The sequence below is a fragment of the Lysinibacillus macroides genome, from assembly GCF_001281525.1.
Lineage (GTDB): Bacteria > Bacillota > Bacilli > Bacillales_A > Planococcaceae > Lysinibacillus > Lysinibacillus macroides.
This window is the reverse complement of sequence record NZ_LGCI01000005.1, coordinates 993,244-1,006,314: the sequence shown is the minus strand read 5'-3', so window position 1 is coordinate 1,006,314 and position 13,071 is coordinate 993,244. Positions and strand designations below refer to the sequence as shown.

9 protein-coding genes and 3 pseudogenes are annotated in these 13,071 nt (G+C 36.3%); 6 read left to right on the top strand and 6 right to left on the bottom strand.

Features of this window, described 5'->3' with window-relative positions; translation table 11 throughout:
* The first annotated feature begins 248 nt into the window (after nt 1-248).
* From ADM90_RS07780 to ADM90_RS07770, 3 genes are all read left to right on the top strand, one after another.
* Nucleotides 249-1,256: a LacI family DNA-binding transcriptional regulator gene (locus tag ADM90_RS07780; protein ID WP_053994421.1), complete on the top strand. Its 1,008-nt coding sequence runs from the start codon at nt 249-251 to the stop codon at nt 1,254-1,256.
* A 123-nt stretch (nt 1,257-1,379) separates the two neighbouring features.
* Complete coding sequence (locus tag ADM90_RS07775; protein WP_053994420.1) at nt 1,380-2,801, top strand: aldehyde dehydrogenase family protein; 1,422 nt, start codon at nt 1,380-1,382, stop codon at nt 2,799-2,801.
* A gap of 13 nt (nt 2,802-2,814) precedes the next feature.
* On the top strand, nt 2,815-3,993 hold the full coding sequence (locus tag ADM90_RS07770) for an iron-containing alcohol dehydrogenase (RefSeq protein ID WP_053994419.1): 1,179 nt from the start codon (nt 2,815-2,817) through the stop codon (nt 3,991-3,993).
* Between the two features lie 461 nt (nt 3,994-4,454).
* On the opposite strand, the gene ADM90_RS07765 is transcribed toward ADM90_RS07770, so the two are convergent.
* From ADM90_RS07765 to ADM90_RS07750, 4 genes and pseudogenes are all read right to left on the bottom strand, one after another.
* Nucleotides 4,455-4,718 (bottom strand): DUF4362 domain-containing protein, encoded by a 264-nt coding sequence (locus tag ADM90_RS07765; RefSeq protein WP_053994418.1) that lies wholly within the window; start codon nt 4,716-4,718, stop codon nt 4,455-4,457.
* Nucleotides 4,719-5,255: 537 nt separating this feature from the next.
* Nucleotides 5,256-5,927 carry a serine/threonine protein kinase gene (locus tag ADM90_RS07760; RefSeq protein ID WP_053994417.1) on the bottom strand — a complete coding sequence of 224 codons (672 nt, stop codon included), beginning with the start codon at nt 5,925-5,927 and terminating at the stop codon, nt 5,256-5,258.
* 595 nt (nt 5,928-6,522) lie between these two features.
* Nucleotides 6,523-7,179 (bottom strand): MBL fold metallo-hydrolase, encoded by a 657-nt coding sequence (locus ADM90_RS07755; protein WP_053994416.1) that lies wholly within the window; start codon nt 7,177-7,179, stop codon nt 6,523-6,525.
* Between the two features lie 45 nt (nt 7,180-7,224).
* A pseudogene (locus ADM90_RS07750) lies at nt 7,225-8,147 on the bottom strand (DMT family transporter).
* A 113-nt stretch (nt 8,148-8,260) separates the two neighbouring features.
* Here ADM90_RS07750 and ADM90_RS07745 point away from each other — a divergent pair.
* The 3 genes and pseudogenes from ADM90_RS07745 to ADM90_RS07740 all read left to right on the top strand — a co-directional run bounded on the left by ADM90_RS07745 (nt 8,261) and on the right by ADM90_RS07740 (nt 11,075).
* A complete protein-coding gene (locus ADM90_RS07745; protein ID WP_053994415.1) occupies nt 8,261-9,679 on the top strand; it encodes an aminotransferase-like domain-containing protein in 1,419 nt (472 codons plus the stop codon).
* A 544-nt stretch (nt 9,680-10,223) separates the two neighbouring features.
* Nucleotides 10,224-10,334 (top strand): annotated as a pseudogene (locus ADM90_RS25310) (HTH domain-containing protein); the annotation flags it as partial.
* 18 nt (nt 10,335-10,352) lie between these two features.
* Nucleotides 10,353-11,075, top strand: a complete 723-nt coding sequence (locus ADM90_RS07740) for a helix-turn-helix transcriptional regulator (protein ID WP_327037014.1) — start codon at nt 10,353-10,355, stop codon at nt 11,073-11,075.
* Between the two features lie 64 nt (nt 11,076-11,139).
* Here ADM90_RS07740 and ADM90_RS25435 read toward each other — a convergent pair.
* Together ADM90_RS25435 and ADM90_RS23755 are read right to left on the bottom strand one after the other, a co-directional pair.
* Nucleotides 11,140-11,570: pseudogene (locus tag ADM90_RS25435) on the bottom strand (YdeI/OmpD-associated family protein); the annotation flags it as partial.
* A gap of 55 nt (nt 11,571-11,625) precedes the next feature.
* A protein-coding gene (locus ADM90_RS23755) for an IS630 family transposase (RefSeq protein ID WP_152927960.1) occupies nt 11,626-12,664 on the bottom strand; the annotation gives its coding sequence in 2 pieces (ribosomal slippage) (nt 11,626-12,165 and nt 12,167-12,664; 1,038 coding nt in all).
* Nucleotides 12,665-13,071 lie beyond the last annotated feature (407 nt).

Sequence of the window (13,071 nt, the reverse complement as noted above, 5' to 3'; positions counted from 1 at the left end):
CGTATTCATTTTAATTTCTGCTCTGTACAACTATTAATATATGTTTCCGTTCAGAAAAAAGTCAACAGTTTTTTGAAAATTAAATATTTTTCAATATCCTCTTTCTATATATTTTCTAGCTAAAACCCTGCTTTCTATATTGAATATTTTTTTATTCCCCCCTCTAATTCTAGGGCCTATCAGCAGGCAACTGTTGTATATTTACGCTAATTCAACTATATTAAAATTATGAGAAGGAGGAATTTACCATGGTGTCATCTAAAGATGTAGCAAAGAAAGCAGGTGTATCGCAGACAACTGTTTCACGTGTACTCAATACACCGGAACTAGTTAAAAAACCTACAGTAGATAAAGTGATGCGTGCTATTGAGGAATTGAATTATATTCCAAATGCAAATGCTCGCTCTCTTGTACAAAATAAAACGAAAACGATAGCCCTTTTGTCAGGCCCTATCCATAACCCATTTTTTGTCGATACAACAACAGCTATTATCAATTATGCAAATGAGAAGGGCTACCGGGTACATGTCCAATATGTAGATGATGAACGCTTGCAAGAAGCATATACGTCTATTCTTGAAAATAAAGTAGATGGTGTTATCCTCTCATGCATTTTTTGGGAAGACCCAATGTTTTTTAAATTAAAACAACTGGATATCCCTTTTATTACGTACAATCGTAAACATAAAAATAATGAATTTTTTGTAGAGATTGATAATTTTTATGCTGGTTACTTATCTGCTCAACATTTACTTGAGCTTGGTCATACGGCAATTTCTTGGGTTGGTGGTCCACAAAATCGCAGCACATTCAAGGAGCGATATGCAGGTTTTATAAAGGCACTTGAGGATTATAATATCGCCAAAAATGATGATTATATTTTTACAGTCGACACATCGAAACAGTCCATTCAAGACCTCTTTCAACATATCACTTCACTAGATAAGCAGCCGACAGGCATCTGTGCAGCAACAGATTCTATCGCTCTTCATTTACTCGATTGTTTTATCACTAAAAACTTAAAAGTCCCAGATGATATCAGTATCATAGGCATTGATAATGTAGATTTAAGTAAGCATGGAATGATTCAATTAACAACAGTTGGTAGTATATTAGAAGAAAATTTAGGCTTTTTAGCTATTAAAGAATTGTTTGAAATGATTGAAAATAAAAAAAATAGTTGCGTTCGTATTACAAAGCCTGTTAAAGTATTTAATAGGCGCACAACTAGTGCTCCAAAACAAACTATTAAATAGTTTGTTTCTTTTTACAACAAAATGAATACGTAACCATTTTTATTTTCTCTCTTGTACAGTTTTTTAACGTTCCTAAAAATGAATACGTAACCATTAATGAAAAATTCTAGGAGGTTTATAAAGATGAAAAAACATTTATATATAAACGGGCAATGGGAATCTACTGCTAACTATGCTTCTTTATATGCTCCCTATTCCCAACAGAAAATTGCTGAAATTCCTCAGGCTAGCCAGGAGGTTGTGCAAAAAGCCATTCACGCTGCTTATAAAGCCAAGGAGGCAGCTGCAAATACAACAGCCTATGAACGGGCACAGGTCTTAGAGCAGTTAGTGCAACTTTTTGTACAACATAAAGAAAAAGCAGCCAGAATCATTGCCTTAGAAGCAGGGAAACCACTCAAATATGCCCTACTAGAAATAGAGCGCACAATTGAAACCTATAAATTTGCCGCAGAGGAAGCCAAGCGTTTAGTCGGCGAAATAGTCCCAATGGATGCTGCCAAAAATGGGCATAATCGATTTGGCTATACACTTGAACAGCCTATTGGTGTTGTCGCTGCCATTACACCATTTAACTTTCCTCAAAACTTGGTTGCTCATAAAGTAGGGCCGGCAATTGCTGCTGGAAACACGATTATTCTTAAGCCAGCATCACAAACCCCTTTATCTGCTTTATTTTTAGCAGAGCTAATGGAACAAACCTCTTTACCAAAGGGGGCTTTCAATGTCATTACAGGCGGTGGCAAACTGGTAGGTGACGTGCTTGTTGAAAGTGACCAAATCAATATGATTACCTTTACTGGGAGCCCTGCGGTAGGTATGGATATTCGAAACCGAGCAGGCTTGAAAAAAGTTACTTTGGAGCTTGGTTCCAATGCAGGCTTACTTATTGATAAGCAAGTAAATCTTGATGAAATTGTTTCAAAATGTGTCGTGGGCGCTTTTTCTAACCAGGGGCAGGTATGTATTTCACTTCAACGTATCTACGTAATGGATACACTGTATGATGAATTTCTTGCTAAATTCGTTGCCCAAACTGAGAGGCTTGTACTAGGCGATCCTTTAGAAATGACTACAGATATTTCTGCATTAATTCATGCAAATGAAGAACTTCGTGCGCTTGATTGGATTAATGAAGCATTGGCAAACGGAGCCGAATTAGCTACAGGCGGAAAGCTGCAAAATCGTATATTGCTACCTACTATTTTAACGAATGTTGCAGATCATCTAAAAGTATCCTGTCAGGAAGTATTTGCCCCTATCGTTATTGTTAATCGAATAACGAGCATACAAGAGGGAATTGAAGCCATCAATCAATCACAATATGGCTTACAGGCTGGAATCTTTACCAATGATATTCAAACTGCTTTTATGACCTCGAAGGCATTAGAAGTGGGTGGTGTCATCATTAACGATATTCCAACTTATCGTGTTGATCAAATGCCTTATGGAGGGGTAAAAGAAAGTGGCACAGGAAAAGAAGGTATTAAATACGCTATCCATGAAATGACAGAAACAAAACTGATTGTTTGGAATCAATCGTAAGGAGAATTGGTATATGGTATATAAAATTACTTTCACACCTCTTAACTATACAGGCTGGAATTCATTATCTCACTTATCGGCAGAGGTAAAACGATTACAGGCAAAGAAAATACTCGTTGTCACTGATCCAACTTTAATAAAAATTGGCTTAACTACTCAAGCCATTCAACCATTACTCGATGCGAATTATAGCATTGAACTATATAGTGAAGTAGCAGCCGAGCCTTCACTAGCACTTGCAGAAAAATTAGTGGCCTACACTCGACAACATAAATTTGACATGATTATTGGTATTGGAGGAGGTAGTGCATTAGATTTATCTAAGCTAGCAGGCGTACTTGCTGTGCATGAAGGATTTGTTGCAGATTATTTAAATTTAACTGGCACAAAAAAAATCTTACACAAAGGGATTCCGACTATTCTCATCCCAACAACGTCTGGTACAGGCTCTGAAGTAACAAATATCGCTGTACTGACATTAGAGAATACAAAAGATGTGGTAACGCATGACTATTTATTACCAGATGTTGCTATTATAGACCCAGCACTAACTGTTTCACTTCCGCCTAATATTACTGCTGCAACAGGAATTGATGCACTTACCCATGCCATTGAAGCTTATATTTCCAGAAATGCAAGCCCTATTTCGGATGCATTAGCAATACAGGCTATTCGTTTAATTACACAATCCATTCGTACCGCAGTTGCAGATGGCAGCAATCAAGAAGCTCGAACGAATATGAGTTATGGCAGCTATCTTGCTGGGCTTGCCTTCTTTAATGCTGGCGTTGCTGGCGTTCATGCCCTTGCCTATCCACTTGGAGGGCAATTCCATGTGCCGCATGGAGAATCAAATGCTGTACTTCTGCCTTATGTGATGGGCTATATTCGCCAAAGCTGTGAAAAACGCATGAAGGATATTTATGAAATAATGGGCTTTCATACAGCCTATTTATCGCAGGAGGAAGCCTCTTACCGTTGCGTGGAGGAATTACAAAAAATCGTCAAAGACGTTAATATTCCGTCTACCTTAAGGGAATTTAATATTCCTGAAGAAGCATTAAAGCATCTAACAGCAGCAGCATTGGAGCAAAAACGGATTTTAGCACGTAGCCCTATGGCCTTATTAACAAAGGATATCTTTGCCATCTATCAATCCGCCTTCAACGGTATCATTACAGAAAATAAATAGTTATTTTATAATGTATTACTTTTTCCTAGACACCACCCCAATGATGATTGGAGCAGTCCTATTGAAATCTCTTTCTTAAAAGTACTTTGCCCATATGTCAAAGGTAAAAGAATAATAAATGTTTGCTAAAAATTAACCTCCCCCTTTAGACAAAAGTAATCTAAAGGGGGCAAAATGCACTAATTTTATAGATTTATCATAAAGTTCACTTAAATCTCCTTAAGCCACTATAGCTATAAGTGCACTATTTCATAAAGCGTCTACTTTTTCCTATTCGAAATATCGAAAGTAAAAGGAATTTCCAACTTCTGAAGAGCACTCATCTAAATAGTATTCAATGTCTTCATTATCATTTCTTGATTCTATAGTAGAACAAGTTGTACTTTGGCTTCCTTTTCCAGAACCCGCATATTCATCTTGTGAATTATCATAAGTATATTGAACTTTGTTACCATCATAATCTAAATGATAAAAAATGGGGCCCCTTCAATGGTATAGGTTGTGATACGAATAGCATCCTTAACACCCTTTTCAACATTTTCTATAAAATTCACAAATTTATCTAAGTTACTAATTTTTCCGTGAAGGTTGACTACATCTCCGCTTTCCAATGCTTTTTCTAAAGAATGCGATTGTTTCAGATCGTTCATTTCAGCTTCCTGTTGGCAACCAAGTAAAACTATTGATAAAAATATTAAGAACAGTATTAAACTAAACTTTTTCAAATATATCCCTCCCTATAAAGTTAGTCGTATTTCTACTGTCTTCGTTTCAAACATTATACTTTAATTTTTCCGCTAGTAGTTCACTATAAAAAATTCCAAAAAAAAAACATCCCACCCCTATAAAATTTTAGAGCTGAGATGGTTTTAATCAAACTTTTATACAACTATCAATTTTTATTATAAGTGAATATACTTTATGATAAATAATCAATCTTTGGTGCTTTGGAATAAGGTTCAATCAAGAATATCTGGCAACCCATATTTTACGATAAAGTGAACCTTCCATCAATAGGAGCTTTCGCATATCTCCCATTGAATGGACGTTTCACTAATCAGGCTTTTACAGGCTGTAGTTCCCTTTATTTAAATTTTTAGGGTTTATCTTACATCTTGAAGTGGGTCTTGGAGCTGTCACCTCGCACCAAAAACAACTATTAATAATAAGGATAAAATTTGATTATCAATACCCTATAAAAAGCTGTCAGTTTGATAACGGATTTTGTATAAAAAAGTTTATCTCCTTATTTCACTAATCAATTATTTTTTATACAAAAGTTTTAACATATTTTTTGTAAACTCTTCATATGAAGAGTTTTTTCCCCGCTGATTATACCACTTTCGAATCGTTTCTACTAACCAAAACGGCACAGAATTTCCATCTATTAAATGATAGTATTGCTCATAGCCCTTTTTTAAATGCTCCCATCGAAAATCATTACCCTGTAATGTGTATTCAGAGACATCAATTATTTTTGCTCTGCCATTTTGTAGTAAAATATTTTTCAAATGGATATCGCGGGGGTTAAGGCCCTTATTCCGTATATATTCTCTTGCATCCTCTACTTCCTGGACAACCTGTTCTGGAATATGAATGCCTTGTAGAATGCAGTCAAAGAGCGTTTTTCCTTCTTCGTAACTTAAAACAAGGTATTCGTCGTATGAAGCAAAACAGGTTGGGAAGAAAGGTGAATCCTCTAATATTTGATAAACTCTTGCTTCCACCTTTACTTTGTGTACTTTATCCTTGGCATATACTTTAAATGCATAAGCTGGAGCGAAAAGACACTGAAAAACAGCTGCATCTGTCCCAACGCCAATACACTTCAGATCATCAGCTTCACCACTTATGGTTACTGGCTCATTATTGGGATTTGAAAAAACGTTAATTTTAGAAAGAGAACCTATCGCTTTGTCCCAGTCGTTTTCCATATAATCTCACCCTTCATTAGCGTAGAAGAAAACTACACTATCCAATTACTTTAATAGGGATTCTATATTAACTCTAACAAAACTTAGATTATAAACTAACACACTCATAGAAGTATTATTTTAAATACCTCTTGCGCATCGAATTTTGATCATTCTTATAAAAGAAAGGCCTAAAATGAAAAAATAATAGTTTAACTTAAAAACTAAGACCACATGGATTTAAGTCTACGTACTCCATTATCCATCATCTTTTCATTCTAATAATAGCTCATTATTTTAATGAACGAGAGGAAAGTTTAAGGATTTTTTGTGTAACCTTATTCAACGAACCTGCTCCATTATTTTAAGGGCATTTTCCTCTATCTTTACAGTAATGTTACTCTAAAAAATAGTAGCCTCCTATTTTACGGTAAATTAAAAGAACCCGTTTTAAAAAATTGATCAAAACGGATTCTTTTTTGAAAAAAATATACAATTTTCAAAAAAATTCAATCATTTTCTAACTGGATTGTTCAACAATTACGCCCAAGTATTGAAGAGTGACAATTTTCTATTAGTATTCTTCAACCTTCCCATCCCGTTTAGCAATAGTGCCTCAATATAATTTTTGAATCTGCTCCTTCAAATTTACCTTACTTAATCCTCCGTGGTAGCAAACCACGAATTTAATGTCTAGGTCTAAATATTTCTTTAAAGATTGCCGAGCAACCTCTATATCCAAAGTGGTTGGAACATGAATTCCCCCGAGTATACCGTTTACGCTATACATCGAATCTCCAGCAACAAGTGTTTTACTTTGCTTCAAATATAAGCTGATATGACCAAGCGTATGCCCTGGTGTATGGATAACACGGATTCCACCACAATACGGTAGTTCCTGACCATCTTTCAAGGTATCATTCACTTTTCCCTTTGGTGGATTCGCTATGTGTCCGTCTTTCAAAAGTGGTAAATCTCCTTGGATATAAGGCTTATCCAGTTCATGTGCATAAACGTTAATATTCCTTCCACACACTTGTAGTATCTCAGGAAGAGTGCCTATATGATCTATATCCTGATGTGTCAAAATCACAACTTTTAGTTGATCAAACGACACACCTACCTTATCCATTGCTACGCGCAAATCTTCCAGTTGTCCGGGGAATCCAGTATCAATTAAAACAGCCATCTCCTGATCCCATAAAAGAATTGGATGAATAATGCTTCCATTAAATTCAAGCTCCAGCATCTCTACTCCCTTAGAAACCTTCATAACTTCATTCTCCTTTATGATTAGATTTTATTATTCGAGAGCAGGTTAATTTTTAACATCCTGAAGAACAGTCTCCTTCTTCCAAAGCAGCTCCCGTAATGTTTCGAAATTGACTAGAACCGTTCCCACAACAATCGTTAAAGTACCTATGCCTGTTAGCCAAGAAATATACTCATGATAGAAGGTAACACCTAATATAACGGCAATTAAAGGTGAGATATACAGCCATGTAGAAGGAAAAACAGGATTTGTCTGGGAGACAAGCCAATAATAAATGCTATGGCCGATCATTGAGCCAAAAATAATTAAATAAAGAAGAGAGCCAATTGAAGCTGGGCTCAAAAGATCATCAAGCTGAATGTGCTCGGTAAAAAATGATAAAATGATTAATAAAATCCCACCATGCATCATTTGCGCTGCATTTAAAGCAATTGGAGATGTCGTTTCAAATTTTCGGATGACATGCTTTGTATAAATCGTTCCAGATGCGTAAAAAACTTCTCCTAAAATAATGGCAAAGCATCCAATCATCCAGAGGGAGCTAATGTCAATCGAAAAGCTAGGTATGATCAAGAACGTGACACCAATGACGCGACGACACAGCCAATGAATGATTTCCGATTTCCTTTTTGCTTCAATAGGAATGTCTGAATAACGATGATCATCATCGGCCCTGTAGCAGATAAGACAGCTGCAATCCCTGACGTCACATACTGCTCTGCCCAGTATAAGGCAGCAAACGTCCCAAAGGTTAAGCCCACGCCTGTAAAAAACATCTCTTTCCGAAAAAATAACCGTATGGTCGTTTTTTCTCTCCAAATCATAAAGCTAAATAGCAGTAAACCAGCAATGAAAAAACGGAGACCAGCTGACAAAAACGGAGGCACTCCTGCATCCACACCAATTTTAATCGCTAAAAATGTCGTGCCAAAAATCAAACACATAAAGAAATAATTAATAATCACCATAGTAATCTCCTCCTCTTGTTCTATCATATAAGAGAGGTAATAGAACAGATAGAAAAGGATAGAACAGATTAGATCGGATCGTGGTACAATCGTTTTGAAAAGGAGGAATCGATGTGGGCAAAGCAATTCAAAATGAAGATTACCTTTTTAAGAAAATATATGATTATGTACTGCACCAAATAGAACGTAAAGAATGGAAAGAACATGACAAGCTTCCATCTGTTCGGCAATTAGCATCTGAAATGAAGGTGCATCGATTAACTGTCTTAAAGGCTTATCAATTACTGAAACAGCATGACAAAGTTTATGTAAAAGATAAAGCAGGCTATTTTGTTCAATCAAATGTGACGAATAATCTTGAATATCTACATCAGAACAATCCTATTGTTTCTGCATATGTACAAAAAAATCATTTATCCGAAATCCATCAACCATCTGTTTCCTATCATTTTTCTCAGGCATTAATTGATCCAAATCTTTTGCCTAATCATTATTTTTCAGATTACGTGAAGAAGGTGTTTGACCTTTATCCAAAAGTACTTGCAACCTACTCAACGGTGCAAGGTGATTTAGAGCTACGCGAAACACTCGCTCAATATTTTATCAACCAGTATAAAACTCATCTGGGTGCAGATGATGTGTTCATCACGTCTGGCTCACAGCAAGCGATTCACTTAATCGCTCAAGCTTTTATTAAACCAAGAGATGTCGTTTTATTCGAACGTCCAAGTTATAGTGCGGCGATTGATATTTTTAGAGCACAAGGAGCACAGATTGTAACGGTTGATATCCATCCAGAGGGGTACGATTTAGAACAGGTTGAATACTATATTAAACAATACAAGCCACGCCTATTTTATCTCAACCCTACATTCCATAATCCAACTGGTTATACGATTTCCATTGAGCAGCGCAAAAAATTAGTAGAATTAGCTGAACAATATCGATTTCTATTAATTGAGGACGATGCCTATCACGACATCTATTTTGATCAAGCCCCGCCACCACCCATCTACACCTATGATAGTGCTGGGACAGTCATTTATATCCGAAGCTTTTGTAAATATATCTCACCTGGTTTGAGAATTGCGGCTGTTATTTGTCCATCATCCTTAAGGAATGCATTACTAACAGTAAAATCATTAGCTGATAATGGCTCACCGCTTCTCAATCAAAAAATTTTCCTCCATTACTTTTCATCACTAAGATTGCAGCAGCACTTAGAGAAAATTCGGATCGCCCTACATATCCGAAAGGAAATCATGGAGGAAGAGCTAGCAGTAACAGGTTGGCGATGGACCAGTCCAAAAGGCGGTTTGAATTTATGGGTGGAGCTCCCAGATAAACTTCCACCTGAATTATTATTAGCCAAAAGTATCGAACAATCGATATCCTTTGTACCAGGTCAAATTTGTGATCCATTAAAACAACTATCATCCTGGATACGTTTAAGCTATTCTTATGCAAATGAAAAACAATTACGTGAAGGGGTAAAAAGGTTGGTAGCAGTGGCACAATCTCTTTCTAAGTGAAGGGTGAAGAAACAGACTACTGACAGAAGGAAGCGTACAAACATAACATGACAACGTCGAACGTACACAGTTAAATTTAAACTGCAAATGATGAAGCTTTATGAAAATGAAAAGCTCGTACAGAAATTGTCCGTGAATATGATTTAACGGCCTCCACGCTAAATTGCCGGCTTAAAAAACACTAGACGACGCTTCCTTCACTGCTAAAGACAATCGTACTGAAGAAGAAAATAAACTAGTACACTGGTTTAGTGTAGCTTTGAAATAAAGTTTGATCAAAAATACCATACAAACTCACGTCTTACGTTTAATTAAAGAACTGGTTTTGAAAAAAATTGATCAAAACGGGTTCTTTCTTTGTGAAAAGATGAATTATTTTCTGCGATTCGCACCTCCACAAATGTGCCCAATTGCGATAGAACAAACAATAGTTACATAGCCTAATCTTTAATCCGCTGTATTTCCCTATTTGTGATGGGTAACAAATACTTGCCCCTGTTAAATGCCTTCTTGTATTGTGTAGTGTTTCTTACAAAAGGAAGTAGTTTCAGCCTCAGCATTCAGCCGACTTTTTCATGTCACGAAACGAACGATTCAACGTGATATGGAGACACTAAGTTATGCAAATATCCCTATTTATGCGGTCGATGGAGCTGAAGGGGGCTACGCACTCATGGAGGCGTATAAATTCGATAAGGGATTACTCAATCATCAGGATATCGAAAATATACTTGTCGCTTTAGGAGGCTTTGAGGGACTGATTACCAATCAAGAGATTCAAACGACTATCCAAAAAATCAAAGGAATGACCACCGCAGATATTTCTCCAATCCTTGATGTAACATTCTATGATTGGCTAGGAAGAAGCCAAATCAACGAAGAAAATTTATTTATCAGACAAGCAATTGAGAACAATTGGTTATTAAAATCTGAATATGTCGATCAAACAGGAAATAAAACGTACAGAATCGTAGAACCCTATAAGCTACATTTTAGGGAGATGCATTGGTATCTTTTTGGTTATTGTTTAGAGCGGAAAGATTATCGAACATTTAAGTTGACGCGAATATTAAATAGCCAAAAAGATGGTTTTTTTGTGCCAAGGACGGATCAGGCACTTCAACATGAAAAACAATACAATGAACAAGAAAAGTTGGTTATCGTCCATCTATCGGTCGATATTACTGTAAGGCATCAATTTATCGAAAGATACGGGAAAGATGCTGTAAAAAAAGAAACGGCAAGCAGTTACCTTGCAACAATTGAATTGCCTGAGAATCAATATGCCTATCGATTTTTAGCCGGATTTGGCCATAAAGTTAGGATTATAAAGCCAAAGCGTTTTATTGCGAAATATGTAAACTTTTTAGAGGGAGCATTGAAACTTTATAAATAAAGTATTCATAGATGGTGCTAGAGAATAAATTAAGAACTTTTTCAATTCAATATCTCTGCTATCCTTAATAATTGATTAGGCGACCATTGTCATTCCACTGACCGTACATGTTATGTTCCTTTGTATTTTTAATAAATTTGTCTAATCTCTTATTAAAAGTATCAGCGTCATTTCTATAACTTTGTATTGTATTAATTCTAATCCTTCTATATAGTTCAGGAAAATAAATGTAGTTGCGATATTGATATTCATCCTCTTTCAGACGCATATCAATATCTTTGGATGCAGGTCGCATATCTGGAAGAATTTTTAATTCCCCCTCTTTCATCAAACCTAGTTTATCTAATCTTCTCATCCTTTCTTTATTTAATTCAGTCCAATTGCTTATTTTATTGCTTGGAGAAAGTCTTCGTGCTCATTCAATAGCGATATTTTCTTCTTTATACCAAAAGATAATGCCTCTTCAACTGCATCTAAATACGGGATAACTTCTGATTACACAGACATACTTACTATATCCCCACCAAAATCTTTCTATATAGATTGAACTTTAGAACCTAACACAAAGTCGGTCGATTATACCTTGTGTATCTTCACTTTGACAACGGATAAATTCACGAACAGCGAGTTTGATTTGCGATGTACTTGAAAAAAAGACATTATGAATGACGCTGTCTTTCAACCATTTCCATAGCCCCTCAATTAAATTCAATTGCGGGCTGTAAGGTGGTAAAAACACCAGTTGTAATCGATTTTGATGCAGCTTTAAAAAAGGCTGAATGAGCTTCGCATGATGAATGCGAGCGTTATCGAGGATCATGACAATTTTTCCATTTGGGTAATGAGCAATGACTTTTTCTAAGAAACGCAGGAAGACTTCTGCATCGTATTTCTCTTCTTCGACGCAGAAGATTTCACCTGTTTCATAATTTAACGTACCGATTAATTTCACGCCTTGATGCTTACCGTATGTGGGGATTTGACGCTGTTTCCCTTTTGGAAACCATGACTTTTGAATGGCTTGGTAGTCACGAATCATGGACTCATCTTGAAAGAGAAGGTGATCGATTTCCTCATACAATAGCTTTTTTTAAAGCAGGAAATGTTTCTTCTTTAAATGTTTTTTGCTTTTCTGGGTCCGCATTCGCCAACGTATAGGTAGGGCGCGTATGACTAAATTGCATGCGTTCTAATAATTTAGACATGCCACGTAAAGAATAGGACACAGCCCATTCACGTTTCACGAGTGAAACGAGTAACGCGAGCGTCCAATTCGTATACGGTGCAAATCCCACATCAGCAGGCGTTTTCGTTGTGACAATCTCAGCCAACTCAGCACGTTGTTCGATGGTCAAACGATGTGGTTTACCTGTAGAAATCCCCATGCGTAAACCTGTTATGCCTTCTTTTTTATAGGCTTTAATATATTCACCAACAGTTGCTCGATTGCGTTGAATGATCATCGCAATTTCAACGTTATTTTTTCCTTCAAGGTGTAGAAATACAGTCTGATACCGCTCAAATAGTCGCTTATCCTTTGTTTGTCGCATCGCCGTTTGAAGTTCTTCTCGTTGTTCATTGCGTAACATGTGGGATCATCCTTTCGACAATAAGTTTGTATACTTTACCCATTTTGAAGGAGATAGAAGCTTTAGTTCAATTTATATATATTTGAATTTTCCTCAAGCCAACTCCTTAATTTCTGATAAATTCTTAATCATTAAGAGTGGTTTTACCCTAAAATTTTTACATTCATGCTTGATGTTTTACTCCATAAACTGGATCGATTGCGGAACAAAGATACATGCAAGTAGAGCTGAGTAGGTCGATTCAACGAAGAGACATCTGAAATATTCAACCCCAGTGTATAATCCAATCTATTTCTAAATGAGACAAAAGGATTTCAAGCCAACAAAAAAACCGAACTATCCACTGAAACGCTCATGAAGTGTTTTGGAATAGTTCGGTTTTGCTAGTTATCGTGTTTTGCTAATTC